Below are 26,796 nucleotides of genomic sequence, written 5' to 3' on the forward strand. Positions count from 1 at the left end.
CGACCGCATGGACTCACTTGCCGCCCGGAGGGCCGATCAGCAACAGGATGACGTACAGCGCGACGATGCCGACGACCAGCAACAGCGCGAGCACCCATGGCCGCTGCAGGAACCAGCGCATCAGTTGGTCGTACCAGCGGCGATCCCGCGGGTCGTCCGTCGCATCGAGGCGCCAGTCGCCGGCGAGTCGACCGGTGCGATGCAGCCAGATCTCCATCGGGATCGTCGCGTAGGGGACGATGGCACTGGCCACGGCGAGCACGCCGACGCCGACGTGCCAACGCTGGTTCAATGCGACCAGGATCGCCGTCGCCGCGTACGACAGGAACACGAACCCGTGGATGCCACCGCCCACGGTCACCACGATCCCCGGAGCGCCGACGGCGCGGGCGATGATCGCGGCGATCAGGATCGTCCAGGTGATCGCCTCCGCGATCGCGAGAACTCGGAACAGACGGTCGGGTGTGCGGAACACGGTACTCCTCGGGTGGGGTCCCTCCACCGTATCCGCCGGACATCTCGTTCGAATCAATCGAACGGTTGACCCCGCCGGCAGTGGAATAGCTCACCGCCTCGCGATGTTGCCGAAGGCATGGTGACAGTGGATGCGGACGCGCTCTCGAACGTGCTCGGCGCCGTCGACCTCCGCGTCGGCATCGGCCGGCGCACCTCTCTCGCTGCGGGAGCGCTGCTGCCGATCCCTGCCGGTGCCATCACGCTGGTCTACGTCGTGGAGGGCGGAGTCCTGGGGCACCCTCCGCTCGGCGACGGCTGCCGACTCGACGTCGACCCGGACTGGAAGACGCGCCCCTCCACCCCGGAGAACCGGCATGACGTGCTGGTCGCGGGCGACGCCTTCCTGACCATCGGCCGCTCAGCGTTCGTCCTCGAGGCCGCGAGCACCACGAGCCTCATGATCGCCGATATCGAACTCGCGGATGCGGCGTCGCCGCTGCCCGCACTGCTGCCGCCCTTCCTCACCGTCACCGGGTTCGACACCGTGGAGCCGGCCGCCGCGGCCCTCGCCCTGAACATGGGCGTGATCGACCACACCCTGAAGCCCGCCCGCCAGGGCGATCCCATCATCTGCCGCATGATGGCGACGACGGTGCTGCTATCGGTCATCCGCGCCTGGGCTGCGAACGGCTGCGCTCCCTCGGGCTGGCCGTCGCTGTCGAACGACCCCTTCCTCGACCGGGTCGTCGACGCCATCCGCGAGGAGCCCGGCCGCGACTGGACGGTCGAGCGCCTCGCCGGCATCGGAGCCATGTCGCGCTCCACGTTCGCCGAGCGGTTCCGCAGCGCCGTCGGTCGCTCGCCCGCCGACTACGTGACCGAAGTTCGCGTCGACGCGGCCAAGCGGATGCTCGACGCCGGACGGAGCGTCTCGGATGTCTCCCGCGAACTCGGCTACGCCTCGGATGAAGGGTTCAGTCGGGCGTTCCGACGCCGCACCGGACAGACCCCCTCCGCCTGGCGGCTCGCGAACCGCACTCCTGTCCCCGCCTGAAAGATCCCGCCGGAAAGATTCCGAGCCCTCTCAGCCCCTGCTGCTGACGCGGTTCGAGGCGCCGAAGAGCACCGCGCCCGCGAGCAGCGAGATGGCGCCGATCACGTAGACCAGTTCGACGTTCAGCGTGTCGACGAGCAGTCCGCCGATGCCGGCCGCGAGCGTGATCGCCCCCTGGAAGCCCACCACGACGAGGCTGCCGCCGGCTTCGAGCCGATCGGGCATGCGGTGCCCGACCCAGGTGTTGGCGACGATCAGCCAGGACGAGAAGAAGAAGCCCCACACCAGCACGACGATGCCGACGCCGATGACCGACCCCGAGAACAGGATCATCGAGATGACGGACACCGCGATCACCAGCGGCGCGAACACTGCGAAGAAGGCGAACGTGCGGTCGATGACGAGGCCGATCGTGATGTTGCCGAGCAGGCCGCCGACGCCGAACAGCGCGAGCAGCACGACGATGGTCGAGGCGTCGACCTCCGGGATGCGCTCCAGCGCGAGACGCACGTACGTGTAGGCGAGGAAGTGCCCGAGCACGACGAGCACGTGCCCGACCATGCCGAGACCGATGCCGGGACGGCGCAGGGTGTCGACGAGCAGACGCAGGCTCGATGCCCGTTCCGCCGGCACCGACGGCAGCGCGAACCGCAGGACGACCGCGAGCACGACCATCAGCACACCCGCGATGGCGAAGACCATCCGCCAGTCGACGAGCTCGCTCAGCATGACGCCCAGCGGTACGCCGGCCACGGTCGCCAGCGAGACGCCGGCCGAGGTGAACATCACACCGCGGCCGAGGTTCGCCGGTCCCGCGAGACGTGCAGCGACCGTGATCGACATCGCCCAGAACGCGCTGATCGCCGCCCCAAGCAGGAAGCGCGCCAGCAGCACGATGATCAGATTCGGCGCGATCGCCACGATGAGGTTCGACACCGCGGCGGCGAGCGCCATCCACACCAGCAGCGACCGGCGGTCGAGGCGCGGGAAGATGAGTCCGACCGTCGGTGCGACCACGAGTCCGACCAGCGCGGTCACGGTCACGGTCTGTCCGGCTTGACCCGGGGTGACCCCGAGCCCGTCGGCCATCTCGGTGAGCACGCCGTTGGGCAGGAACTCGGCCGTGACCAGCAGGAAGCCCATCAGCATCAGCACGATGAGCCCGCCGTAGCGGATACGGGACGCTGCGGAGGACGGCAGGGTGGGAACGGGGGCGGTCGTGGTCATGGTTCCACGTTCGCAGGATCGGGACGGCGTCGCCCGACCGGTCGTCCGCGGCACCCGACCATTCGTCCGGGCGCGTCGGGCCGAACCCTCGACGGAACTACCGACGGGGCGAACGTCCGCGGGTCTAGACAAGCCCGCCGCGAACGCCCTAGGCTCGACGACGCACCGGGACGAGCCCGGGAAGCCCGAGCGGAAGGAGCCGAGGACATGAACACCGTCTTTGTCGAGCTCTCCGCCGACCATCTTCCCTTCGAGGCCGCCCGCTCCTGATCCTGGTGTGGCCTCCTGCTCCCGGAGCAACACCTTGTCTGATCTCTTCGCTTCTTCGGAAGCCGCGTCCTCGGACGCAACGCCCGTCAGCCCCTCCTTCGATGCTTCCTCCTTCGATCCCCCTGCTTCTGACGCCCCGTCCTTCGACGCCACGTCCTTCGATGCTTCACCCTTCGACGCTTCGTCCTTCGACGCCCTCGAAACCGAGCTCTCCTTCGCCGACGTCGATCCTGGCGAGGGCCAGCGCTGGTCCACCTGGCCGGCGATCACCCCGTCCGAGCGCGGCCCCGAGCCGTGGCCGGAGTGGGTCGTGACCTCGGCGGGCGCACTCGACACCGAGCGCGGCATCCTCAAGACCGGCAAGGAGGCCGACGTGTTCCTGCTCGAACGTGCGGTGCCGGGCGATCCCTCGCAGCACACGCTGCTCGCGGCGAAGCGCTACCGCAGCGCAGAACACCGCAGCTTCCACCGGTCATCCGTCTACACCGAGGGCCGCAGCACACGGAACACCCGTGATGCACGGGCCCTCGCCAAGAAGTCCGACCACGGTCGCGAGGTGGCCGCCGCGCAGTGGTCGTTCGCCGAGTTCGAGGCGCTGTGCCGGATGTGGGAGCTCGGTGCCCCGGTGCCGTATCCCGTGCAGGTGAACGGCACCGAGGTTCTGATGGAGTTCCTCGGCGACGCCGACGGCGCGGCCGCGCCCCGCCTGGCCCAGGTGCGCGCCGACCGCGCCGAGCTGCAGGGCTACTACGCGCAGGTCGTCGACCTGATGCGGATCTTCGCCGCAGCCGGCTTCGCCCACGGCGACCTCTCGGCCTACAACCTGCTCGTGCACGACGGGCGGGTGCGGGTGATCGACCTGCCGCAGATCGTCGACATTATCGCGAACCCGCAGGGGCTCGGCCTGCTGCACCGCGACTGCGTGAACATCTGCGACTGGTTCACCCGCCGCCGCGTCGACTGCGACCCCGAGGAGCTGTTCGCCGAGATGCTCGCCGCGTCGTACACGTGAGGTGTCGCCTCCGGGAGGGTGTCGGTCGCATCCGGGAGGTTCCGGTCGCAGTTGTTGCCGCCCGGCGGCGTGCGGCGCGGCAGGAACCGCGACCGGAACCGGCCCGCGGGTCGGAGGGGCGGGACGGATGCGAGCGGCAGAAGCTGCGACGTCAGGCGGCGAGGCGGGCGGCCAGCAGCGTCACGAGCTCGTAGACGACGTGGCTCGCGGCGATGCCGGTCATCTGCGCATGGTCGTAGGCGGGCGAGACCTCGACCACGTCCGCCCCGACGATGTTCTGCGATTTCAGGGCGCGCAGGATCCGCAGCAGCTCGCGACTGGTGAGCCCACCGGCCTCCGGGGTGCCGGTACCGGGTGCGTGAGCGGGGTCGAGCACGTCGATGTCGATCGACACGTACAGCGGCTTGTCGCCGATGCGCTGCAGGATGCGGGCGATGCCGGCCTCGACCCCGTGCTCCTCGATGTACTCGCTCGACACGATCGAGAAGCCCAGGCGCTCGTCGTCCTCGAGGTCCTGCTTCGAGTACAGGGGTCCGCGGGTGCCGACGTGGCAGCTGGCGGTGAGGTCGATCAGTCCCTCCTCGCTCGCCCGGCGGAAGGGGGTGCCGTGCGTGATGGGAGCCCCGAAGTAGGTGTCCCACGTGTCGAGGTGGGCGTCGAAATGCAGGACCGCGACCGGACCGTGCTTCGCGGCGACCGCCCTCAACAGTGGCAGCGCCACCGTGTGATCGCCGCCGATCGTGACGATACGCTGCACCTGCTCGCCGAGGGCCAGCGCCGCACGCTCGACCTCGGTCACGGCCTCGGTCAGATCGAACGGGTTGACCGGGATGTCACCGGCATCCACGACCTGCGCGATGGCGAACGGCGACACATCCTGCGCGGGGTTGTACGGCCGCAGCAGGCGCGACGACTCGCGCACGTGAGACGGACCGAACCGCGTGCCCGGCCGGTAGCTGACGCCGGAGTCGAAGGGGATGCCGACGACCGCGATGTCGGCACGGGGCACGTCTTCGATGCGCGGCAGGCGCGCGAAGGTCGCGATGCCGGAGTAGCGGGGGTTCACGGACGCGTCGATGGGGCCCACGTTCTCGGTCATTGCTCGTTCCTGTTCGTCGGGGTGATCTGGAGGGTCAGTGGGGCTCAGAGGGCGTGCTGCGGGATGTGCACCAGCTGCACGCCCCCGGCGGTGATCGCGGCGCGGATGCTCGACGCGATGTCGTCGCGCCGTTCCACGCGGCGGCCGGTCGCCCCGAAGGCCGTCGCGAGCGCCGCCCAGTCGGGCTGCATCAGGTCGACGCCGATCGGGGCCATGCCGCGATCGACCTCGTTCTGCCGGATCTCGGCATACCCGCCGTTGTCGACGCACACGACCGTGACATCGAGGCGCTGCTCGACCGCGGTGACCAGCTCGTTCACGCAGAACATCAGGGCGCCGTCGCCGATCACGGTCACGACCGGGTGCTCGGTCTGCGCGACCCGTGCGCCGATCGCCGCGGGCAGGCCGTAGCCGAGGGTCGCGTAGGTGGGGGTGTAGAGCAGAGAGTGGGGATGGGCCGCCCGCAGCACGCTGCCCAGCGCCATGTAGACGATCTGGGACGAGTCGCCCGCGACGACCGCGTCGTCGGGCAGGGCGTCGGCGATGATCTCGGCGAGGGCGACCGTCTCGGGTGCGGTCTCCCGCATCTCGACGTCGATCGCCGCACGTTCGGCCGTGAGGTCGCGCGGCGGGCGGGTCTCGGCGGGGAGGGACGTCAGCAGCGCCTCCAGAACGGCGGCCGCATCGCCCGTGATCCCGACGGTCGCGGCGAGGTTCTTGTCGCGCTGCGCCGGTGAGATGTCGATGCGGATCACGGTTCCACGGGCTTCGAGTCGCGGTGCCCACAGCTCGGCCTCACCGAGCTTCGAGCCGACCACGAGCAGCACGTCGGCGTCTTCCGCGACCGCACGGGCCGCGGCGAGACGCAGGTTCGAACCGAGCGAGAGCGCGTGCCGTTCATCGACGACGCCCTTGCCGTTCAGCGTGGTCAGCACCGGGGCGCCGAGTCGCTCGGCGAGGGTCGTGACCTCGTGCGCGGCATCCACCGCTCCCCCACCGGCGACGATCACCGGGGTCTTCGCGTCGGCGAGCAGACGGGCCGCCTCGGCGAGCGCGGTCGGCTCCCCGGAGACCCGGGTCGGCACCGGGCGCGGTCGCCGCGCCTCGGCGGAGACATCGGCCGGAGCCTCCAGCACGTCGAGCGGGATCTCGATGTGCACGGGACGAGGACGGCCGGTGCGGAACAGCGCGAACGCATCATGGACGGCCTCGACGGCCTCGGGGGCGCTCGTCACGCGACGAGACCACTCGGCGATCGCGCCGACCATGGCCGTGGCGTCCTTCGTCTCGTGCAGGGTGCCCACGTCGGCGAACTCCGCACCGAGGGGCACCCCCGGTGAGAGGACGATGAGCGGCCGTGATTCGCAGAACGCCGTGCCGATCGCACTCATGGCGTTCTGCAGTCCGGGGCCCGAGGTCGTGATGACGACGCCGGGGAGGCCGGTATGCTGCGCCCAACCGTCGGCCCCGTAGCCCGACCCCTGCTCGTGGCGGTTCGTGACCGCGCGGATGCCGAGGTCGGCGAGCGGCCGGTAGAGCTCGAGGTTGTGGGTGCCGGGGATGCCGAAGATCGCGGTCACGCCGTAGGCGCGGATCGTCTCCAGCACGGCTCGCCCTGCGGTGTCGGCGTACTGCCCTGCCGTCGTGGTGTCGGTGCTCATCGTGTCATCCTCACACTCGGTGACGACGCGTGCCGTCGACCCAGGTCTCGCGCACCGTGATCGCCGAGATCTCCTCGGCCGGCACGACCAGCGGGTCGCCGGAGAGCACCACGAAATCGGCGTACTTGCCGATTTCGAGCGAACCCAGGTCGTCTTCGCGCCCGATCGATACGGCACCCTCGATCGTGTGTGCGCGCAGGGCCGCGAGCGCGGAGACCCGCAGGTCGTCCGGCCCGAGCTTGTGTCCGCGGCGGGTGACGCGGGTGACGGCGGTCTGGATGGCTTCGAGCGGGATCGGCTCGGCGACCGGAGCATCCGACGAGATGGTGAACGGCACACCCGCCCGCTCGAACTCTCCCAGCGGGTTGAAGCGCTCGCCCGGGGTGCCGATGGCCTCTTCCACGCCCTCACCCCAGTTGAAGTAGTGCTGGGTCTGGTTGACCGGACGGATTCCGGAGAGGGCCATCCGCTCGATCTGCTCGGGCGTGGGCAGGCCGCAGTGCTCGATGCGGTGGCGGGCGTCGGCATCCGGATGCTCGGCGAGCGCGGCCTCGATCGCCGACACGACCATCTCGATCGCGGTAGGCGACTGGGCGTGCGTGGCGGTCTGCAGCCCCGCGGCGTGCGCTTTGCTGATGAGCCCCGCGTACTCGGCGGGCTCGTGGTAGAGCTGCCCGGTACGGCACGGGTCGCCGACGTAGCCGTCGGGGAAGTACGCGGTCCAGCCACCGAGCGTGCCGTCGGCATAGAACTTGATGCCGGCGAAGCTCAGGTGCGCGTTGCCGAACTGCCCGACGAGCCCCATCTCGAGCGCCTCGTCGAGCAGGTGCGAGAGCAGGTACATCGACACCCGCAGCTCCAGGCGCCCGGCCTCGGCGAGTCGCAGGTACATGTCGAACTCGCGGCGCGTGACCTGGGCGTCGCCGATCGAGGTGACCCCGCCGGCGAGGAACCGCTGGGTCGCGGCGTCCAGCTGGCGCAGGTGCTCCTCGGGCTCGTCGGCGAGGTGGAAGTTCGGACCGTGGTGGCCGATCTTCACGCCATGCACTCCGGTGAGGATGTTGCACGCGGCATCCGACAGCTCGCCGGTCAGCTCGCCCTCGGCATCGCGGAAGAACTCACCGCCGTCGGGGTTCGGGGTGTCGCGGTCGACGCCGTTGATCGTGAGGGTGTGCGAGTTCACGACCCCACCGTGGCCGGAGGCGTTCATGAGGTACACCTCGCGGTCGGCGGCGACCTCGTCGAGCTCGAAGCGGGTGGGATGCCGCTTCTCGGCGAGGTTGCGCTGCTCGTAGCCGTAGCCGCGCACCGGGCGCCCCGCGGGCAGGTCGGCAGCCGCGGCCTTCAGCAGGGCCACGATCTCGGGGATGCTGCCGGCCTTCTCGGGCCCGCAGTCGACCCAGCTCATCATCTGCCCGAACATGAGCGGATGCGCGTGGGCGTCGACGAAGCCGGGGACCACGACCCCGTCACCGAGGTCGATGCGCTCCGGAGAGAGCCCACCCCGCTCGGCCGCGGCCTCGCAGTCGGCGAGGGTGCCGATCGCGAGGATCCGCCCGCGATCGGTCAGCATCGCCGTGGCGGTGGAGGCCGCGACATCTGCCGTGTGGATCGCGTGCGCGGTCAGCAGGACGGGTGCCGTCTGGGCCGAGCGGTCGAAGGGGGTGAGCTTTCTCATGGGGAACCTGTTCGCGGTCGTGGCGTGCGGGAGGGGACGTCGTCGGGGTCGGTGCGCCGTCAGGGCAGGCGGTTCGCCGTCGTGTCCGTGCGTGCGGTGAAGGACGCCGTCACGGGTGCCTCGTCGGAGTGCTGCGGCGCGAGCCGCGTGCAGATCCCGGCGATGAGCGCCATGCCGATGAACATCGCGATCACCGACCAGATGCTGCCGGTCCAGGCGATGAGCTGCGTCGCGAACCAGGGCGAGAAGCCGGCCCAGACAGCCGCGCCCACGCCGTACGACAGCGCGATCGAGGTGTAGCGGGCCTGCGGACGGAACATCTGCGAGAGCAGTGCGGCGATCGGCGCATAGGTCGCGCTCATCGCGATGCGCACCAACGAGGCGAACAGGAAGATGAGCGGCTCGATGCGTCCGGGCAGGATCAGCAGGAACGGCACGAACGTGAGCACCGAGGTGATCAGGCCGATGTACATGACGTTCTTGCGGCCCCACTTGTCGCCCAGCCAGGCGACGGGGAGGGTAACGACGAACTCCACGAAGGACGCGATCGTCATGGCGTCGAGGATGACCTGCTCACTGATCGCGACCGTGTCGCCGGTGGCGTAGGCCGTGGCGAAGGTGGTGGCCAGGTAGTAGCCGCCGGTCGAGATCGGCAGGATGCCGATGCCGAGCAGGATCGGACGCCAGTTGGTGCGCAGGGCGAAGGCCAGCGGCATCGACTGCTTGCGTCCCTCGACCTTCGCCTCGAAGACCGGCGTCTCCTCGACGCGGTAGCGCACCCAGAAGCCGACGCCGACCAGCACGATCGACAGCAGGAACGGGATGCGCCAGCCTCCGTTGATGATGAAGTCGTCGCCCATGCGGGTCATGATCGCGAAGATGCCCGAGGCGAGAAGGGCACCGGCCGGGTTGCCGAGCTGCGTGAAGCCGCCATAGAAGGTCTTGGACTTCTCGGGGGCGTGCTCGACGCTCATGAGCACCGCGCCGCCCCACTCGCCGCCGACGGCGAGGCCCTGCACCGCACGGAGCAGGATGAGGAGGATCGGGGCGAGGATGCCGATGTTCTCGTACGTGGGCAGGCAGCCCACGAGCACCGTGGCCGCGCCCATCATCAGCAGCGTGATCACGAGCGACGTGCGCCGGCCGAGCTTGTCGCCGATGTGCCCGAAGATGATGCCACCGAGCGGGCGGACGAGGAAGGCGACAGCGAAGGTCGCGAAGGCTGCTGCGGTCTCGGCCAGTCGGTCGCCGCTCGGGAAGAACAGCGGACCGAAGACGAGCGCCGCGGCGGTCGCGTAGACGTAGAAGTCGTACCACTCGATGGTGGTACCGACGAAGGCGGCGATGCCGGCGCGGCGCGCCCGGCTGTGGGTGCCGCTGGTGGGGGTAGTAGTCATGGGGGTGCCCGCTCCTTTGCGGAAGATGTCGGATAGCGAAGGATGCTACGGACGTGCAGCGCTGCCAGCAAGGGCAGAACTCCAGCGATAACGGGGATTCACTGGATATATGATCGCGCATCCGCACAATGCACGCCTTCCCGATGGCAAGCCTGCCTCCTACACTGAACTTGCGCACGACGAAGCGTGCGATCGCGGGAAACTGACGAAATGAGCGGAACCATGGATTTCGACGCCGAACTCATCCGCGCACTGCAGGAAGACGGCCGCGCCAGCATCCTCTCGCTCGCGCAACGGCTCGGGCAGTCCCGGGCCGCGGTCGCCGCCCGGCTGCGCACGATGCTCGCCGACCGCACCGTGCGGGTCGTGGCCGCCGTCGACCCGGTCTTCCTCGGCCAGCACGTGCTCGCCCACGTGTCGATCCGCACCGACGGGTCGGTCGAACTCGTGGCCGAGCACCTGCGCGACATGAGCGAGACCGTGCTGGTGTCGGCGGTGGGCGGGGCGCACGACGTGGTCACCGAGGTGCGCGTCGGCTCGATGTCGGAGCTGCACGACCTGTTGGCCCTGATCCGCGCGATCGACGGCGTCCTCGACATCAGCACGATCATCTACTCGACCGTGATCAAGGGCTTCTTCGTCTCGGAGTACCACGGCGGGGTCACGCTCGACACGATCGACGAGGCGCTGATCGAGCAGCTGCAGGCCGATGGGCGCAAGAGCTTCCGCGCGCTGGGTGAGGAGGTGCGCCTTTCCCCCTCGGCCGTCGCGACGAGGGTGCAGCGGATGATCGACGCCGGGGTGATCAAGATCAGCGCGGTGGAGGCTCGCGGGCTCGCGCACCGGCAGCTGTCGATGGGCGTCGGCATGACGCTCGGCGACGACGACGAAGCCGTGATCGACGAGCTGCGACGCGGGCGCGGTGTGGATTTCGCCGCGCGCACCCTCGGCCGTTTCGACGCCGTGGCCACGCTCGTCGAGCCATCGGCCGGAGCCCTGTACGCCAGTCTGGAGCGTCTGCGCGCGCTGCCGGGAGTCACGCGCATCGAGGCCTGGCTGCACCTCGCCGTGCTCAAGGAGGACTACGCCCGCACCTTGCGCCCTCTCCGCACGGACTGAGTCGCATCCCCCACCGTCCCTCCGTTCCGGTCACAGTTGCTGCCGCCTCCGGCGCGTTCGCGCGGCGGGAGCTGCGACCGGAACGAGCGTGACCCCGAATATCAGTGCGGCGCGCCGTCACCGGGCGTTCACCGGGGGCCGCCAGACTTCGAGAATGAGCGAAACCGAGGGGCACGGCGCCGTGCCCGAACCCGTGGCGACCGCGAACAGCGGCGCCGTGGCCGTCGTCGGCCTCGACCTGCGCGGCGAGACGCCGGCACCGAAGAAGCAGGTCTACTCCTGGGCGCTGTGGGATTGGGCGACGCAGCCCTTCAACACCGTCATCCTGACGTTCATCTTCACAGCGCTGTACCTGACGACCGACGCATTCCTCCCCGCCGACGTCGCCGCCCTCGACCCGAACAGCCGGGCGCACGAGGCGGCCATCGCCGATCTCACCTCAGGCCTGGGACTCGGCTCCACCATCGCGGCCTTCGCGATCCTGCTCCTCGCACCGGTGCTCGGTCAGCGCGCCGACGCGGCGGGACGGCAGAAGCTCTGGCTCGGCATCGGCACGGGCGCGCTCATCCTCTGCATGTTCGGGCTCTGGTTCGTCGAGCCCACCCCCACGCTCTTCTGGCTCGGCGTGGCGCTGATCTCGGCCGGCTCGGTGTTCGGCGAGATCGCGGCGGTCAACTCGAATGCCATGCTGATCGGCATCGCGAACCCCAAGACCGTGGGGCGCATCTCGGGACTCGGGTGGGGGTTCGGCTACCTCGGCGGCATCATCGCCCTGGTCATCGTGATCGTCTTCTACATGATGGACTGGTTCGGCCTCCCCTCGGACGGCGGACTGCCGTTCCGCATCATCGCGGTCGGCTGCGCGGTCTGGGCGATCGTGTTCAGCATCCCGATCTTCTTGAACGTGCCGGAGCCCTCGCTCGGCCGCCCCGAGCGCAAGGTCGGCTTCTTCGCCTCTTACGGCCTGCTGGTCAAGGACGTCATCGGCCTCTACCGCTCCCCCGAGACGCGGCCGACGTTCTGGTTCCTGCTCGCGAGCGCCGTGTTCCGCGATGGGTTGGGCGGCGTCTTCGCGTTCGGCGCCGTGATCGGGTCGACGGTCTTCCACTTCGCCTTCCTCGACATCGTGATCTTCGGCATCGCCGCCAACCTCATCGCGGGCATCTCCACGATCATCGCCGGACGCTTCGACGACCGGTTCGGCCCCAAGCGGATCATCCTGCTGTCGCTCGGCTCGATGGTGGTCGCCGGTCTCGGCGTGTTCTTCCTGCGCGACGGCGGGACCATCGTCTTCTGGATCGGCGGACTCATCCTCTGCGCCTTCGTCGGTCCCGCACAGGCCTCCGCCCGCTCCTTCCTCGCGAGGGTCACCCCGGCCGGACGCGAGGGTGAGATCTTCGGGCTGTACGCCACGACCGGTCGGGCCGCGAGCTGGATGGCCTCCGGCGCCTGGACGCTCCTGATCGTGCTCACCGCCCAGACGGCGTTCGGCATCCTCGGCATCGTGATCGTCCTGATCGCGGGCTTCCTGCTCCTGCTGCCGGTAAAGGCGCCGCGCTGACGACCCGTGTCGCGCGGCGGGAGTAGCCTGACCGCGTGACCGTGTTCCTCGCCTTCCTCGCCAACATCCTCGTGGCGGTGGCGAAGACCGTCGCCGCGATCATCACCTCGTCGGCGTCGATGGTCGCCGAGGCGGCGCACTCGTGGGCGGACGCGGGGAACGAGGTGTTCCTCCTCATCGCCGACCGCCGTGGGGCGAAGGCGAAGGATGCGCGGCATCCGCTCGGCTACGGGCGCAACGCGTTCGTATGGTCGTTGATCGCCGCGTTCGGGATCTTCACGGCCGGGTCGATCGTGTCGATCATGCACGGCATCCAGGAGCTCTCCGACACCGGTCCGGTGGAGAGCCCGATGGTGGCCTACATCGTGCTGGGGATCTCCTTCGTGCTCGAGGGCGCGTCGTTCACCCAGGCGATGGTGAAGTCCCGCCGACTCGCGAAGGAGCGCGGTTCGTCGACCTGGGACTTCGTGTTGGAGACGAGCGACACCACGCTGCGAGCCGTGTTCTTCGAGGATTCGGCGGCGCTCATCGGCCTGGTCCTGGCAGGAGGCGCCATCCTCCTGCACCAGATCACCGGCGTCGCCGCCTGGGATGCCATCGGCTCGATCCTGGTCGGTGTGCTCCTCGGCGTGGTGGCGATCATCCTCATCCGCCGGAACATCGCCTTCCTCGTGGGCGCGACGGCCGCACCCGAGCTGAGGGCGCGCGTCGGGAGGGCCCTGCTCGGCCTGCCCCAGATCGAGCGGGTGACCTACCTGCACATCGAATACGTGGGGCCGAACCGACTCTTCATCGTCGCCGAGGTCGACCTGGCCGGCGATGCGCGTGAGCACGATGTGGCGCGGCGACTGCGTGATCTGGAACAGCGGATCGAGGAGCACGAAGCCGTCGAGACCGCTGTGCTGTCGCTGTCGGTCGACGACGAGCCGTCGGCGGAGTTCGCTTCGGCTTAGGCAGACCCCGCAGCGCAGGCCGAGCCCTGTGCTCAGCGCTGCCAGTTGTCGGCGAGCTTGTTCAGCAGTCGGGCGAGCTCGATGCGCTCGTCGTCGGTGAACGAGGTGAGCGCGGTCGTCAGCATCTCGCGACGCTCCCCCCGCATGCCGCGAGCGAGGCGTCGGCCCTCGTCGGTCAGTGCGATGCGCGTGCGACGTGCGTCGTCGGGGTCGGCCTCGCGGCGCACGAACCCTCGCTCCACGCCCTGTTGCACCAGCCGTGAGGCTCGCGGCTGGTCAACCCCGATCGCGGCGCCGAGGTCACTCACGCTCAGCGGGGCGGATGCCGCGGCCAGCGCCTCCAGCATGCGCATGCGGGCCGGGCCGCCGAGCCGGCCGGAGGGGTCGGCCATCCACGGAGGCATCCCCGGGTGTCCGCGGTGATGCGCGAAGTGGTCGTGGGGATCGTCGCCGTCGTGCCCACCGTCACGGTCACCGTGCGGGCCGCCGTGCCAGCCGCGGGGGCCGCCGTGACCGCGACCGCGGCCGTCCACTCCTCTTCCCCCGGGGCCCCGCTCGCCGGGTCGCCGACCGCGCAGGCGGGACAACGCCTGCGCGATGGCTTCGGCGGGATCCGGTGCGGCGTCGTTCGATTCGGCGTCGTTCGATTCGGTGGTCACCGTTCGATTTTACATGCGACTTGACATGCATTGAGAGTTCATGTCACACTACATGTACATGCACTGTGACATGCACATGCACACTGACATCAAATCGACACCGACAAAAAGGACTTCCCATGAACACCTCTGAATCACAGAACGGGCCCGCACAGGGCCCCGAGAACACCGACCGCCCCTTCGGCTACTGGCTGAAGGCCGCCGACCGCCTCATGGCGGCCGAGTTCGCCACCGCCTTCGACAGCGAGCATGCGAGTCGTCGCGACTGGCGCCTCCTCAACATCGTCGACGGCACGGTCGCATCCGACCGTCCGCTGAGCGGCCACAAGATGCATCGACTCGTCGAGCGCGGCTGGGTCTCCCCCGAGGGAGACGGCTGGACGCTCACCGACGACGGCCGCGCAGCGAAGGAACGCCTCGGCGCCATCGTCGACGAGATCCGCGCGAAGGTCAGCGATGCCGTCTCCCCCGAGGAGATGGCCACCACGCTGGCGTCGCTCGAGAAGATCGCCCGCGCATTCGGATGGGACGAGGAGACCCCTCTCCCCCGCGGACGCCGACACGGCTTCGGCGGCCCGCGCCACGGACGCGGTTTCCCGCGCGGATTCGGACGCCCGTTCGGGCGCGGATTCGGCCCCGGACACGGCTTCGGCGCGGATGCGGATGCCGAGCACGGATGCCGCCACGGCGAGCCCGGCGCCGGTCACCGCGGTCGCGGACACGGACACCCGGGTCACGGCGACCACGGCGACCACGGACACCGCGGACACGGTCCGCACCGTGCGGAGCGCATCGCTCAGCACGCGTTCGAGCGCGGTTTCGACGCGGGCTTCACCCGCGGTCGCGACGCCTGACCGCGAGAAGAACGTCCGCGAAGCGCCTCACCCGACCCATCGGGTGGGGCGTTTCGCGTCCTCAGAGCTCGAGCAGAGCGATGGCCGACTCGTCGGCACCCGCCGCGCGCAGCCGGGCACGCATCGCCGCGGCGGCGAGCGCATACGGTCGCGCGTCGTCCAACAGCAGTGAGCGCGAGTTGGCCTCTTCGTTCAGGGCGACCAGCTCGAACGCGAGCACCTCGGGGTCGGCATCGACCTCGCTCGCGTCCACCGCGTGACGCAGCTGCGCCTCGACGTAGCCGTACCAGTCGACCAGCGCCGCGCGTACGGCATCGCTCACCGGTCCGGATTTCGAGTCGACGTCGGCGGCGGTCGCGGCGAAGAAGCACCCGCCGGTGAAGACACGGTCCTTCGAGTACGTCAGCGAGTTGCGCAGCAGCGCGGCGAGACGGTGCACCCCGCGGGGGTATGCGCGCGCCGGCTCGACGATCCGGGCCGTGAAGATCTCGCGGGCAGCGGCGACCGTCGCCAGCTGCAGTCCCTCTTTGCTCTGGAAGAGCGTGGCGATGCTGCTCTTGCTCGACCCCGAGGCTTCGGCGAGGCGGCCGATCGTCAGCCCGTCGAGGCCCTCGACCGACGCGAGGTCGGTCGCGCTCTGCAGCACGATACGTCGCGACGCATCGCCGCGGGCTCTCCGCCCGTCCACGACCGCACTCTCCACCATCTGCCTAGTATACGAACGATCGTTCGCCTAATATACGTATGATCGTTCGTATTGTTCTGGCGAAGGAGCTCTCATGCCGTCCGTTCCCGCGCTGCTCGCCCGCAGCATCCATACCGCCGCCGCGGTCTCGCCCCGGATCGCGGGCGACATCGCCTACCGCCTGTTCTTCACGACGACTCCGCGGATGGCGGTGCGCGAGGCGGATGCCCCCACCCACGCCGACGCGCGCCGCGGAGGAATCACAGTGCGCGGCGTCGACGTCGCCACGTACGAATGGGGGGCCGGGGCACGAACCCTCCTACTCCTGCACGGATGGCGCGGGCGGGCCTCGCAGTTCGCACCGCTCGTGCGAGAGCTCGTCGCCGAAGGGTTCCGTGTCATCGCGTTCGACGCCCCGGCCCACGGCGCCTCGCCCGGGCGGGGCACCGACATCCGGGACTGGATCGATGCCGCCGAGCAGCTGCAGACCGACCACGGACCGTTCGACGCGATCATCGGACACTCGTTCGGCGCCTTGGCCGCACTGACCATCGCGCGGTCGACCGTTCCCACTCCGGCGGTCGTCGCGATCGCCGGAGCCGCGAGTCCCGACGCCTTCGTCGCCCGGTTCGCCGACGACCTCCGCCTCGACGACGCCACGACGGCGCGCCTCTCCGAGCGGTTCCGTCGGAGGCTCGGCATGGATCGGTCCGAGGTGTCAGCGCGCTATGACGCCGCCCGTCATCCGCTCCCCGCCGGCACCGCACTCCTCGTCGTGCACGACCGTGACGACCGGCGCATGCCCGACCACGATTCCCTCCGGCTGCACGACGCCCACGGCGACCGCTCGCGCCTCGTCCGCACCGAGGGTCTCGGCCACACGCGGGTGCTGTCGGCGGATGCCACGCTCGATGCGGTCGTCGCCCTGGTCGCGGGCGCATACCCCCTGACCGCGTCGAAGGATTCCGAGGGCGACGTAGGCTGGATCGGTGGCGGATTCCCGGGGAAGAGTGTGGACCGGCGTTCTGCGCGTCGAACCGCACCGCGGTGACCACAGGGTGGCGCTGCGCGCCGCGGTCAGTGTGGCGGTACCGCTGCTCGTGCTGTGGATGCTGGGACGCCTCGACCTGAGCATCTACGCGAGCTTCGGCGCCTTCGCCGCGCTCTACGGGCGCCATGACGTGTTCCGTGATCGCATCCGGATGCAGGCCAGCACGGGCGGTGTGATCCTCGCCTCCATGCTCATCGGCACCGCGCTGTCGGTGCTCGCCGCTCCCGCCGCGGTCAGCATCCTCGTCGTCGCGGTCATCGCCTCCGCCGTCACCCTGCTCGCCTACACGATGCGCTGGCATCCGCCGGGGCCGCTGTTCCCGGTGTTCGCGGTCGGGGCGTGCGCCACGATCCCGGCCACCGCCGCCTCGTTCGGCGACGTGCTCGTGGTCGGCGGACCGAGCGTGCTGTTCGGGCTGGCCATCACCGCGCTGGTCGGCATCCTCACGCGCAGCACCGCGGATGCGGCGCCGAAAGTCCGGCAGCCTGTCGGTCCCATCGCCGGGGAGATGGCGGTGTCGGTCGGCATCGCGATCGCGGGTGCGGGCTTCGCCGGTCTGCTGATCATGGATTCGCACTGGTACTGGGCGGCCGTCGGCGCGGTCGCCGCAGTCAGCGGGCCGCAGCTGAATGCCCGGGTGATCCGCGGCATCCAGCGCCTCGTCGGCACCCTGCTCGGCGTCCTGGTCGCAGCAGGCATCCTCGCCATCGACCTGCCGCCGCTCGCCGTCATCGCCCTCGTGGTCGTGCTGCAGGCTGCCGCCGAGCTGTTCGTCGGCCGCAACTACGGCATCGCGATGGTGTTCATCACCCCGCTCGCACTGCTCATGGTGCACCTCGCCGCGCCGACACCGGTCGACATGCTGCTGCAGGACCGCGCGATCGAGACCGTGATCGGAGTGGCTGTGGGCACTCTGGTCGCCGTGGCGTCGGCGGCCCTCCGGCGCCGCCAGCTGCCGAGGCGGGCCTGAGCCTCAGCAATCCTGAGACTCAGCAGTCCAGACCCGCAGGCGACGCCTACGTGATCGACGCGAACGAGATCGATGCCGCGAGATCGACACCGGCGACGTCTGCGCCCGCGAATGGGAAGGTCGTGGTGTTCAGCAGGTATACGCCCACGATGATCGCGGCGACGAAGAGCAGGAACAGGAAGGCGAAGATCACGACGGTGAGCACGCGGTAGCCGCCCGATGTCGGAACCTCGGGGGCGACGGAGGGCAGCGCCCAGTCGTCGGCGACCGCGGCGGGCGGCTCCCCCTCGAGGATGGCGGGAGTCGGACGCGGACGGTCGGAACCACGACGCGTCGCGGGCGGAGGCGGCGGGATCACCGCGTCGGACGCGGATACGTCGGAGGGGATGTCCGCGGGTGGCGGGGTCAGCAGACCCTCCGGGATCGGGATCTCGGGTGGGGGCGGCGGGATGACGACGTCGGCGGGCGGGATCAGCGACTCGTCGGGAACCTCGACACCGTCAGGGGAGAACGGTTCCTCCGGGACGACCGGCTCTTCGGGCCGCGCGCCGCTGACATCGCTCATCTCAGCCTCCGACTGCTCCGACGTCGGTGGTGCCGACATCCGTCCGATGGAAGTTCTGGAACGACCGGGAGGCCGTCGGTCCGCGCTGACCCTGGTAGCGGTTGCCGTAGGGGCCGGATCCGTAGGGGTTCTCGGCGGGAGAGGTGAGCCGGAAGAAGCACAGCTGACCGATCTTCATGCCCGGCCACAGCTTGATCGGCAGAGTCGCGACGTTCGCGAGTTCGAGCGTGACGTGCCCTGTGAAGCCGGGATCGATGAAACCCGCGGTCGAGTGCGTGATGAGTCCGAGGCGTCCGAGCGACGACTTGCCCTCGAGACGTGCCGCGATGTCGGCGGGCAGCGTGACCTGCTCGAACGTCGCCCCGAGCGCGAACTCGCCGGGGTGCAGGATGAACGGCTCGTCGGGGTCGACCTCGATCAGGCGCGTGAGCTCCGGCTGGTCGACCGACGGATCGATGAACGGATACTTGTGGTTGTCGAACAGGCGGAAGTACCGGTCCAGACGCACGTCGATGCTCGACGGCTGGATCATCCCGTCTTCACGCGGGTCGAGGCCGATGCGGCCGGATGCGAGTTCTGCCTTGATGTCGCGGTCGCTGAGAAGCACGGGTTCAGCCTAGTTGCCGGGAGCGAGACCGTGGAGGCGCATCCCGGTTCGAATGCGCAGCACGGTACGTCGAAGAGGTTCCACCATCGAGTGCGGCCATCGTTCGTCAGTGCGACTGGTCGGCATCGTGATGCTCACCGCAGCGGCGACGCCCGTCTCCTCGGGCCACGTCAGCGGCATCGCCACGCATCTGCAGCCCTCGATGAACTCCTCATCATCCACGAAGTAGCCCACATCACGCCCTTTCTCGATGACGGCGAGGATGTCGTCGGGGTCGGTGATAGTCCGGGCCGTGAGCCGCGGGATCGCGACCTGATGCAGGCGGTGGATCACGTCGTCGTCGCCGAGCGTGCTCAGCAGAGCCTTCCCGATGCCGGTTGCGTGCGCATGGAGGCGCATGCCCACACTCGACGCCAGGCGCATGGGGTTCGGCGAAGGACTGATCGCGATATAGACGTTCTCCACGCCGTCCAGCCGCGCCATCTGCACGGTTTCTCGCGTCTCGTCGGTGAGCGCACGCATGAGCGCTGGCCCCGATTCGAGAAGCAGACTGTGCCCGTCGTATCGCTGCCCGATCTGCCAGGCCTTGAGCCCCAGCGAGTACCGCTTGCTCGACACGTCGTATTCGACCCACCCCGCGGCGACCAGCGTGCGGAGCAGCCCATGCGCGCTCGACCGCGGCAATCCCAGTTCAGCGAGGAGCGCAGGGAAGGTCTGACCCTCGGTCGTCGCAAGGTGCTCGATGATCTCCAGAGCCCGACCGGCGGATTTCACGGCAAGGGGGGCCTGCGCGGTGTCCGTCATATCTCCCTCGATGGCTGCGTTGTGTCCGACGCGAACGTGTGCCACACTATCGCGCGTTCAGGTCTGAGACATCTCGTTCATATACGTGAACGCATTGGATTCCCTCGTCAATGGAGATGCCCTGATGTCCACCCCGTCCTCCGTGCGGCCCGAACTGGCCGCCATCGTCCGCAAGGTCACGCTCCGGCTGATCCCGATCCTGCTCCTGATGTACATCCTCGCCTTCCTCGACCGAGCCAACCTCGGATTCGCCAAGGCGGCCTGGCAAGCCGATACCGGGATCTCGGATGCCGCCTACGCCCTCGGCGCCGGCATCTTCTTCCTCGGCTATGCCCTCTTCGAGGTGCCGTCGAACCTCATCATGCGCAAGGTCGGAGCCAAGATCTGGCTCGCTCGCATCATGATCTCCTGGGGCATCGTGTCCTCATTGATGGTGTTCGCCACGAACGAGTGGATCTTCTACGGGCTGCGGGTTCTCCTCGGCATCACCGAGGCCGGGTTCTTCCCCGGTGTCATCCTGTTCCTCACGTATTGGGTACCGCTGCAGTTCCGCGCGCGCGTCAATGGACTCTTCTACTTCGGCGCACCTCTCGCGTTCATCTTCGGTGGACCACTGTCCGGCATGCTGCTCGACCTGGACGACAAGGTCGGCATCCACGGCTGGCAGCTGATGTTCCTGGTGACCGGCATCCTCACCGTGCTCGTCGGCGTCGTCGCCTTCTTCTACCTCGACAACGGCCCGAAGGACGCGAAGTGGCTGCGTGAAAGCGAGCGCTCGAGCCTGCTGGCCGCCCTCGAGGCAGAGGATTCCGCCAAGGAGAACCACTCGCCACGGGGCGCTCTGCGCGCGCTCGGGAACCCGATCGTGCTCTACTTCGCCGCGATCTACCTGACGATCCAGATGAGCGTCTACGGCGTGACCTTCTACCTGCCCACTCAGATCGCCACGATCGTCGGCAAACCCGTCGGCCTCGAGGTGGGCCTGCTGACAGCCGTGCCATGGACGTTCGCGCTCATCGTCACCTTCGTGCTCTCCCGGCTCGCGGACAGCACCGGCCAGCGTCGCCTCATCGCGACGTGCGCACTCGCCGCCGCGGGGGTCGGGATCGTCCTGTCCGCCGTGATCCAGGATCCGCTCATCGCGCTGGCGGCTCTGAGCGTCGGCGCCGCGGGGTTCATCTCGGTGCAGCCGGTGTTCTGGACGCTGCCGACCTCGTTCCTCCTCGGAGCTGCCGCGGCGAGCGGCATCGCGCTCATCAACTCGCTCGGCAGTCTCGGCGGCTTCCTCGCGCCGATTCTCAAGAACTGGGCCGACGCCACCTTCGGCGACAACGCAGGACTCATCATCTTGGCCATCATCGCGTTGTCCGGCGCCGCCCTCATCGCCCTGAGCCGGGTCGTGAGCCCCGCCGTTCGCGAGACGGACGGCATCGGACTCGCCACAACCACCACAGCCCGCCCACGCTGACCGCGTCCGGCAGAAAAGGAGACACCCTCATGCGCGAGCTCATCCTCACCGAGATCGGACGCCTCGAGGTCCACGAAGCCCCGATCCCGACCCCGGGCCCCGACGAAGTGCTCATCCGCGTGGCGGCGACCGGGATCTGCGGATCCGACGTCCACGGGTACACCGGAGAGAATGGCCGACGCTTTCCCGGCCAGGTGATGGGGCACGAGTCCAGCGGGACGATCGCCGCCACCGGGGCGGAGGTGGACGGTCTCGCCGAGGGCACACCGGTGACCTTCAATCCGGTCGTCGTTCCGGCCGCGGATGCGGCCGCCTTCGCCGGGCGCGAGCAGCACCATCCCGGCAAGCACGTCATCGGGGTGGCGCGGGACGTCCCCGCTGCGTTCGCGGACTACGTCGTCGTGCCCGGACGCAACGTGGTCGCACTGCCCGATGGTCTGCCGATCGAACTGGGCGCGCTGATCGAGCCGCTCGCCGTGGCGGTGCACGCCGTGCGCCGCCTCCCTGCCGGGAGCCTCGGCCGGGTGCTCGTTATCGGCGGTGGCCCGATCGGGCAGTCCATCGTGATCGCGCTGCGTGATGCGGGCGCGGGGACGGTGTTCGTGAGCGAGATGGACGCCGCTCGCCGCGAGCTCGTCCAGCGCCTCGGAGCCGAGACCATAGATCCCGCTGATGGTCCGATCGCCGACCAGCTTCGGGCGCGTGGAGGCCTCGTCGATGCTGCTCTGGACGCGGTGGGAATCACTCCTACGCTGCGTGACGCGTTGACCAGCACGACCCTCGGAGCGCCGATCTGCCTGGTCGGGATGGGCGCCCCGCAGGTGAGCATCGACGCCTTTCTCGTCAGCACCGAGGAGAGATCGCTCATCGGCAGCTTCACGTATGGATCAGATGACTTCACCGACGCCACCGAGATCATCGGCGCCGAACCGGAGGTCTATCGAGCGCTGATCAGCCGCGAGATCGACGTCTCCGCCGCCGACGACGCCTTCACCGCCCTCGCAGCGGGCGACGGCACCCCGGGCAAGGTCCTTGTCCGGTTCGACCGAGAGGAAACGACACGATGACCGGCACTCCCACCATCCGCGAGGTCCGCGCCTACACCGTCCGCGGCGGTGGGGCGGACTACCACGACCAAGAAGCCGACCACTGGATCGACGATCACATCGCGACTCCCATGAGCGTCTACCCGGAGTATCGGCAGTCGCGCCAGAGTCTCGGGCTCAACGTGCTGGGCACCCTGGTGGTAGAGATCGAGGCCAGCGACGGCACGGTCGGGTTCTCTGTGACGACCGCGGGCGAGATCGGCGCATTCATCGTGGAGAAACACCTCGCTCGATTCCTCGAGGGTCGGAAGATCACCGACATCGAACGCATCTGGGATCAGATGTACAAGTCGACCCTGTATTACGGGCGTCGAGGCGTGGTCCTGAACGCGATCAGCGGCGTCGATCTCGCCCTCTACGACCTGCTGGGCCGGGTACGGCAGGTTCCGGTGTTCGAGTTGCTGGGTGGCCCGGTGCGCGACGAGCTCCAGTTCTACGCCACGGGCGCGCGCCCCGATCGTGCGAAGGAGCTCGGGTTCATCGGTGGGAAGATGCCGCTCCACCACGGCCCTGCCGAGGGCGAGGAAGGGATGCGGAAGAACATCGCTCTGCTGGCCGAGATGCGGGAGAGGGTCGGCGATGACTTCTGGCTGATGTACGACTGCTGGATGTCGCTCGACGTCGACTACGCGACGCGCCTCGCCCATGCCGCTGCCGACTACGGCCTCAAATGGATCGAGGAGGCGCTCATCCCCGACGACTATTGGGGATACGCAGAACTGCGCAAGCGGGCACCGGCGTCGATGTTGATCACGACCGGCGAGCACGAGGCCACTCGCTGGGGGTTCCGACAGCTGCTCGAGACCGGCGTCGATCTGATCCAGCCCGACGTGGGATGGTGCGGCGGCATCACCGAGCTACTGAAGATCTCCGCCCTCGCCGACGCCCACGGCACCATGGTCGTTCCGCACGGCTCATCCGTGTACTCGTACCACTTCGTCGTGACGCGGACGAACAGCCCATTCGCCGAGTTCCTCATGATGCATCCGACCGCCGAGGAGATCGTCCCGATGTTCTCTCCGATGCTCGTCGGCGAGCCCGTTCCGGTGAACGGCCGACTCAAGGTTCCGGAGACTCCCGGCTTCGGTGTCGAGCTCTCCCACACGATCGACAAGCACCGCCCCTACACGCACTGAACATGGAGACACGACACATGGAATTCCTCCGACTCGGGGCGGCCGGCGCCGAACGACCCGCCGTGCGCCAGGACGGCCGCGTCCACGATCTCACCGTCCTTACTGAAGACATCGATGGCGCCTTCCTCGCTCGCGACGGGATAGCCCGTACCCGTGAAGCCCTCGCTGCCGGCGCTCTCACCGAACTCGACGGTGCTGCGGCGCTGCGGGTCGGCCCGCCGATCGCCCGTCCGATGGCGGTGCTGTGCATCGGGCAGAACTATGCCGCTCATGCGGCCGAGTCGGGCGATACTCCGCCTGTCGTGCCGATCCTCTTCCACAAGCACCCCAACACGATCATCGGAGCATTCGACGACGTGATGATTCCGCCCGGCGCGGAGAAGGTGGACTGGGAGGTGGAACTCGGTGTGGTGATCGGCACTCGAGCTCGATATCTCGAGAGCCCGGAACAGGCACTCGCACACGTGGCCGGATACGTCGTCTCGCACGATGTCTCCGAACGCGCGTTCCAGGTCGAGCAGTCCGGCGGGCAGTGGTCGAAGGGAAAGAACGCGGAGACCTTCAATCCGCTCGGCCCGGCTCTCGTGCCCGCAGACGAGGTCGACCCGCAGGCACTGCGACTCTGGTCGACCGTGAACGGCGAACCCCGTCAGGACTCGAACACCGCAGACATGATCTTCACCGTGGCGCAGATCGTGCACCACTTGTCGCAGTACCTCGTGCTCGAACCGGGCGACTTGATCAATACGGGCACCCCACAGGGCGTCGCGCTGTCGGGCCGCTACCCGTACCTCCGCTCTGGGGACGTCGTCGAGATCGGCATCGAAGCGCTCGGGCGGCAGCGGCAGCGCCTGGTCGACACGCGACTCTGAGCCGGGCTTTGGCCAACGCCCGAGACACAGGTAGGCTTGCCCTCACCTGCTCTCGGGCGGGTACGGGGCTGTAGTTCAATGGTAGAACTTCTGCTTCCCAAGCAGACAGCGCGGGTTCGATTCCCGTCAGCCCCTCCACTTGTGTGACTTCCAAAGCTATTCCGGACATTCTTGAGCTACTTCAGACTGAAGTTTTCAACTCCCGCGACCAGGTTGGTGACTTCTAGTCGTAGCTGCGGTGCACGTGCCAGCCGTCTTCACCTTTGAACACGTCGAACACCAGCGACAGACCATCGTCGTCCGTGCCTTGGAAACGCCACCCGTAGAGTCCGTGGTTCTGTTCCGGTGACGCCGTCCAGATCGAGTGACGCAGCCGCGTGGGCGTGTCGGACACTCTCCACCGGCGCCCCGCGAACACCATGCGCGAGGGAATGTCGTCGACCATCCATAGGGTCGTGGGGAAATGGTCGGTCGCCGGTCGCATGATCACAGAATAGAACATAGATTCGAATGTTGCTGCCCTGGGTCCAGGCCGGAGAAGGGAGCCGGCATGGGTTCGAGCAAGCGTCTGGCCGAGCACTACGACATGCGCTCCCAACATCAGGCGATCCTCACGGCTGCGCGATCCGGCCCGCTCCAGTCACTCACCGACCGCGAGCTCGCCCTCCGGGAACAGCCGGTCACCATCTACCCGCAGCCCTACCGAGTGGTCCGGGCGTGGGTGCGGTTCGGGCCAGAGGCCATCCGCGTCGACGCCAAGCTCGCCCGCTCCACGCCGTCAGCCGCAGGAATCGAGTTCCGCGCCGGCGACACCATCTTCCGCTGCTGGGTCTGGGGCAACGCCGTGGTTCTCGATGACGCCTAAAGGACGTCCGCCGGCGCCACCAGGAGGCTGTTGTGGCTGCCATAACCTCCAGGTCCCAACCACGGCTTTTCTGTGTGCGAGGAGATAGTTCTTGCTGCCTGCAACCGACCAGACTGTCGCGTGCGTCTATCAGGTCGGCACCGTCGAGGTCGACGTGCTCTGGATGCGAGACCTCCCCCTGGCGAACTCGTATATGTCCGCAGACGAGTGGGCGCGACCACCTACACCCACGACTCACTCGGACGCGTCACGTCCGTGAAGGACGGCAACGGGAACACCACCAGATACGACTATGACGCCAGGGGCCGCATCGTCCTCACCACCTACCAGGACGGACAGACCGTCACCAGCACCTACCTGGCGAACGGACTCGAAGACACCCGAGTGGACTCGGGCGGTGGAGCAATCAACTTCGACTACAACCATCAGGGCCTGATCCTCAAGCAGACGGGACCACGAGCCGGGGTCACGCAGACGATGACATACGACGAGGTCGGGAACATGCTCACGTACGCCGACTCGGGTGGAACGGTGACGTACAGCTACGACGCTGCGAACCAGCTCACCAGACTGCAAGAACCCGGCGGGACGTGCCCGGCGAGCGGCGTGCTGGCGGCCAACTCCGGCTGTGTCCTCTTCGAGTACAACAACAACTCACTCGAGACCAAGAGAACGACGCCAGGCGGTGCGACCACGGTGACGACCCGGGACGCATCCGACCGCCCCACCCCGACGAACACCTTCTTTGGTACCGGAAACACTGACCGGCTCTCGTCGGGGGCGGTGACCTTCAACAACTCAGCCATTGGCTTGATGCAGAGGGTGACCTCCGGAGCAACCGTGAACTACACGCGCACCCCGGACGGCACGGTCGTCGGACAGCGAGGGGCATCGCCGAGCTACTACTTCCAGGACCACCTCGGATCCGTCGTCGGCCTCGCAACAGCCGCAGGAGGGTACAGCGGTGGCTACAGCTACTCGCCGTACGGCGAGGCCCGATTCACCTCGACAAACGCTGCAGTCGCAGCGAACAACCTCCGCTACATCGGTGAGCACCAAGACAGCACCGGGGTCTACAAGCTCGGGGCGCGGTTCTATGACCCGGGCCAGGGCCGGTTCACCCAGATGGATCCCAGTGGCCAGGAACGAAGCCCGTACAGCTATGCCGCGTGCGACCCGGTGAACCTGTCCGACAGCACTGGCCTGGACGTCTCTGCAGACTGCTGGCGCCAAGCCGGAGCCCTCATCGGCCCGTGGATCGAGGCAATCGCGAACCCGCTTCCGTGGATGAAGGTGTACCACGTGGTCGAAGGCATCAACAACTTCAACGACGAGCCCAAGGAGGGTGCCTACTTCGTCTGCGACCAGTGAGCAGACGACAAAGAGAGGGCAGCTACGAGACTGTGGCTTCGGACCTGCACCGCACCGCATTGGCCGATTCGACCGCGGTGCAGGCCCGAAGCCCGGGATAGGGTGAGCGAATGACGGACCGTCCGGAGAATCAGCGACAACGACCCGCCGGGGACGAGGCGCAGGATCCTCGCGCCCGGTTGAACGAAGTGACTGCTGAACTCGAGGACATCTCTCGGCGACGGCTGCGGCGTCTACCGAACTCATGGACTCCCGCTATAGAACGGCGATCCGAGGAGCTTGAAGAAGAGGCTGAC

General features: G+C 68.5%; 26 protein-coding genes and 1 tRNA gene. 15 read left to right on the top strand and 12 right to left on the bottom strand.

The window, feature by feature from the left end:
- Nucleotides 1-13: 13 nt before the first annotated feature.
- Nucleotides 14-475 (bottom strand): DUF3817 domain-containing protein, encoded by a 462-nt coding sequence (locus MicroSTF_RS10390; protein ID WP_322955382.1) that lies wholly within the window; start codon nucleotides 473-475, stop codon nucleotides 14-16.
- A gap of 117 nt (nucleotides 476-592) precedes the next feature.
- Here MicroSTF_RS10390 and MicroSTF_RS10395 point away from each other — a divergent pair, with 117 nt between their 5' ends.
- The gene (locus MicroSTF_RS10395; RefSeq protein ID WP_322955384.1) at nucleotides 593-1,510 is read left to right on the top strand and encodes an AraC family transcriptional regulator; all 918 of its coding nucleotides are present in this window, start codon (nucleotides 593-595) and stop codon (nucleotides 1,508-1,510) included.
- 30 nt (nucleotides 1,511-1,540) lie between these two features.
- Here the strand turns inward: MicroSTF_RS10395 and MicroSTF_RS10400 are convergent, their stop codons facing one another.
- On the bottom strand, nucleotides 1,541-2,737 hold the full coding sequence (locus MicroSTF_RS10400; RefSeq protein ID WP_322955386.1) for an MFS transporter: 1,197 nt from the start codon (nucleotides 2,735-2,737) through the stop codon (nucleotides 1,541-1,543).
- Between the two features lie 304 nt (nucleotides 2,738-3,041).
- Between MicroSTF_RS10400 and MicroSTF_RS10405 the strand changes: the two genes are divergently transcribed.
- The gene (locus MicroSTF_RS10405) at nucleotides 3,042-4,019 is read left to right on the top strand and encodes a serine protein kinase RIO (RefSeq protein WP_322955388.1); all 978 of its coding nucleotides are present in this window, start codon (nucleotides 3,042-3,044) and stop codon (nucleotides 4,017-4,019) included.
- A 151-nt stretch (nucleotides 4,020-4,170) separates the two neighbouring features.
- Here the strand turns inward: MicroSTF_RS10405 and speB are convergent, their stop codons facing one another.
- Genes speB through MicroSTF_RS10425 form a run of 4 tightly spaced genes read right to left on the bottom strand, consistent with a single transcriptional unit; the run spans nucleotide 4,171 to nucleotide 9,854 of the window.
- Nucleotides 4,171-5,118 (bottom strand): agmatinase, encoded by a 948-nt coding sequence (gene speB / locus MicroSTF_RS10410; RefSeq protein ID WP_021201678.1) that lies wholly within the window; start codon nucleotides 5,116-5,118, stop codon nucleotides 4,171-4,173.
- A gap of 44 nt (nucleotides 5,119-5,162) precedes the next feature.
- Nucleotides 5,163-6,779, bottom strand: a complete 1,617-nt coding sequence (locus MicroSTF_RS10415) for a thiamine pyrophosphate-binding protein (protein ID WP_322955392.1) — start codon at nucleotides 6,777-6,779, stop codon at nucleotides 5,163-5,165.
- Nucleotides 6,780-6,789: 10 nt separating this feature from the next.
- Nucleotides 6,790-8,457 (bottom strand): amidohydrolase, encoded by a 1,668-nt coding sequence (locus MicroSTF_RS10420; protein ID WP_021201676.1) that lies wholly within the window; start codon nucleotides 8,455-8,457, stop codon nucleotides 6,790-6,792.
- Between the two features lie 59 nt (nucleotides 8,458-8,516).
- Complete coding sequence (locus tag MicroSTF_RS10425; protein ID WP_113681436.1) at nucleotides 8,517-9,854, bottom strand: MFS transporter; 1,338 nt, start codon at nucleotides 9,852-9,854, stop codon at nucleotides 8,517-8,519.
- A 210-nt stretch (nucleotides 9,855-10,064) separates the two neighbouring features.
- On the opposite strand from MicroSTF_RS10425, the gene MicroSTF_RS10430 reads away from it, so the two are divergent.
- The 3 genes from MicroSTF_RS10430 (at nucleotide 10,065) to MicroSTF_RS10440 (ending at nucleotide 13,487) form a co-directional block, all read left to right on the top strand.
- On the top strand, nucleotides 10,065-10,973 hold the full coding sequence (locus MicroSTF_RS10430; RefSeq protein ID WP_231479798.1) for an Lrp/AsnC family transcriptional regulator: 909 nt from the start codon (nucleotides 10,065-10,067) through the stop codon (nucleotides 10,971-10,973).
- Between the two features lie 154 nt (nucleotides 10,974-11,127).
- Nucleotides 11,128-12,534, top strand: coding sequence for an MFS transporter (locus tag MicroSTF_RS10435; RefSeq protein WP_136024655.1), 1,407 nt, complete (start codon nucleotides 11,128-11,130; stop codon nucleotides 12,532-12,534).
- 35 nt (nucleotides 12,535-12,569) lie between these two features.
- Nucleotides 12,570-13,487 carry a cation diffusion facilitator family transporter gene (locus MicroSTF_RS10440; protein ID WP_322955397.1) on the top strand — a complete coding sequence of 306 codons (918 nt, stop codon included), beginning with the start codon at nucleotides 12,570-12,572 and terminating at the stop codon, nucleotides 13,485-13,487.
- Between the two features lie 32 nt (nucleotides 13,488-13,519).
- Here MicroSTF_RS10440 and MicroSTF_RS10445 read toward each other — a convergent pair whose 3' ends face one another.
- Complete coding sequence (locus tag MicroSTF_RS10445; protein ID WP_322955399.1) at nucleotides 13,520-14,146, bottom strand: MarR family winged helix-turn-helix transcriptional regulator; 627 nt, start codon at nucleotides 14,144-14,146, stop codon at nucleotides 13,520-13,522.
- A gap of 119 nt (nucleotides 14,147-14,265) precedes the next feature.
- Here MicroSTF_RS10445 and MicroSTF_RS10450 point away from each other — a divergent pair, with 119 nt between their 5' ends.
- On the top strand, nucleotides 14,266-15,000 hold the full coding sequence (locus MicroSTF_RS10450; RefSeq protein WP_315073918.1) for a helix-turn-helix domain-containing protein: 735 nt from the start codon (nucleotides 14,266-14,268) through the stop codon (nucleotides 14,998-15,000).
- Nucleotides 15,001-15,061: 61 nt separating this feature from the next.
- Here MicroSTF_RS10450 and MicroSTF_RS10455 read toward each other — a convergent pair whose 3' ends face one another.
- The gene (locus MicroSTF_RS10455; RefSeq protein WP_322955401.1) at nucleotides 15,062-15,706 is read right to left on the bottom strand and encodes a TetR/AcrR family transcriptional regulator; all 645 of its coding nucleotides are present in this window, start codon (nucleotides 15,704-15,706) and stop codon (nucleotides 15,062-15,064) included.
- A 73-nt stretch (nucleotides 15,707-15,779) separates the two neighbouring features.
- Here MicroSTF_RS10455 and MicroSTF_RS10460 point away from each other — a divergent pair, with 73 nt between their 5' ends.
- Complete coding sequence (locus tag MicroSTF_RS10460; protein WP_322955403.1) at nucleotides 15,780-16,736, top strand: alpha/beta hydrolase; 957 nt, start codon at nucleotides 15,780-15,782, stop codon at nucleotides 16,734-16,736.
- Entirely contained in the window at nucleotides 16,675-17,706 is a 1,032-nt protein-coding gene (locus tag MicroSTF_RS10465) for an FUSC family protein (RefSeq protein WP_322955405.1), read from the top strand. The genes MicroSTF_RS10460 and MicroSTF_RS10465 overlap by 62 nt, the downstream gene beginning before the upstream one ends.
- Nucleotides 17,707-17,752: 46 nt before the next feature.
- Here MicroSTF_RS10465 and MicroSTF_RS10470 read toward each other — a convergent pair whose 3' ends face one another.
- Genes MicroSTF_RS10470 through MicroSTF_RS10480 form a run of 3 tightly spaced genes read right to left on the bottom strand, consistent with a single transcriptional unit; the run spans nucleotide 17,753 to nucleotide 19,682 of the window.
- On the bottom strand, nucleotides 17,753-18,271 hold the full coding sequence (locus MicroSTF_RS10470) for a hypothetical protein (RefSeq protein ID WP_322955407.1): 519 nt from the start codon (nucleotides 18,269-18,271) through the stop codon (nucleotides 17,753-17,755).
- A 1-nt stretch (nucleotide 18,272) separates the two neighbouring features.
- Nucleotides 18,273-18,878 (bottom strand): dCTP deaminase, encoded by a 606-nt coding sequence (gene dcd, locus MicroSTF_RS10475; protein ID WP_322955410.1) that lies wholly within the window; start codon nucleotides 18,876-18,878, stop codon nucleotides 18,273-18,275.
- Between the two features lie 9 nt (nucleotides 18,879-18,887).
- Nucleotides 18,888-19,682 (bottom strand): IclR family transcriptional regulator, encoded by a 795-nt coding sequence (locus tag MicroSTF_RS10480; protein ID WP_322955412.1) that lies wholly within the window; start codon nucleotides 19,680-19,682, stop codon nucleotides 18,888-18,890.
- Nucleotides 19,683-19,806: 124 nt separating this feature from the next.
- Here MicroSTF_RS10480 and MicroSTF_RS10485 point away from each other — a divergent pair, with 124 nt between their 5' ends.
- The 5 genes from MicroSTF_RS10485 (at nucleotide 19,807) to MicroSTF_RS10505 (ending at nucleotide 24,402) form a co-directional block, all read left to right on the top strand.
- The gene (locus MicroSTF_RS10485; RefSeq protein WP_322955414.1) at nucleotides 19,807-21,150 is read left to right on the top strand and encodes an MFS transporter; all 1,344 of its coding nucleotides are present in this window, start codon (nucleotides 19,807-19,809) and stop codon (nucleotides 21,148-21,150) included.
- Between the two features lie 29 nt (nucleotides 21,151-21,179).
- Nucleotides 21,180-22,217, top strand: coding sequence for a zinc-dependent alcohol dehydrogenase (locus MicroSTF_RS10490; RefSeq protein WP_322955416.1), 1,038 nt, complete (start codon nucleotides 21,180-21,182; stop codon nucleotides 22,215-22,217).
- Nucleotides 22,214-23,392, top strand: coding sequence for an L-rhamnonate dehydratase (gene rhmD / locus MicroSTF_RS10495; RefSeq protein ID WP_322955418.1), 1,179 nt, complete (start codon nucleotides 22,214-22,216; stop codon nucleotides 23,390-23,392). The genes MicroSTF_RS10490 and rhmD overlap by 4 nt, the downstream gene beginning before the upstream one ends.
- Before the next feature lie 17 nt (nucleotides 23,393-23,409).
- Nucleotides 23,410-24,264 carry a fumarylacetoacetate hydrolase family protein gene (locus MicroSTF_RS10500; protein WP_322955420.1) on the top strand — a complete coding sequence of 285 codons (855 nt, stop codon included), beginning with the start codon at nucleotides 23,410-23,412 and terminating at the stop codon, nucleotides 24,262-24,264.
- Nucleotides 24,265-24,328: 64 nt separating this feature from the next.
- A tRNA-Gly gene (locus MicroSTF_RS10505) sits at nucleotides 24,329-24,402 on the top strand.
- An 85-nt stretch (nucleotides 24,403-24,487) separates the two neighbouring features.
- On the opposite strand, the gene MicroSTF_RS10510 is transcribed toward MicroSTF_RS10505, so the two are convergent.
- On the bottom strand, nucleotides 24,488-24,748 hold the full coding sequence (locus MicroSTF_RS10510) for a hypothetical protein (RefSeq protein ID WP_322955421.1): 261 nt from the start codon (nucleotides 24,746-24,748) through the stop codon (nucleotides 24,488-24,490).
- A gap of 66 nt (nucleotides 24,749-24,814) precedes the next feature.
- Between MicroSTF_RS10510 and MicroSTF_RS10515 the strand changes: the two genes are divergently transcribed.
- Nucleotides 24,815-25,129 carry a hypothetical protein gene (locus MicroSTF_RS10515; RefSeq protein ID WP_322955422.1) on the top strand — a complete coding sequence of 105 codons (315 nt, stop codon included), beginning with the start codon at nucleotides 24,815-24,817 and terminating at the stop codon, nucleotides 25,127-25,129.
- A gap of 207 nt (nucleotides 25,130-25,336) precedes the next feature.
- A complete protein-coding gene (locus tag MicroSTF_RS10520) occupies nucleotides 25,337-26,500 on the top strand; it encodes an RHS repeat-associated core domain-containing protein (RefSeq protein ID WP_322955424.1) in 1,164 nt (387 codons plus the stop codon).
- Nucleotides 26,501-26,796 lie beyond the last annotated feature (296 nt).

This window comes from Microbacterium sp. STF-2 (genome assembly GCF_034650155.1).
GTDB classification, from domain to species: Bacteria; Actinomycetota; Actinomycetes; order Actinomycetales; family Microbacteriaceae; genus Microbacterium; species Microbacterium maritypicum_A.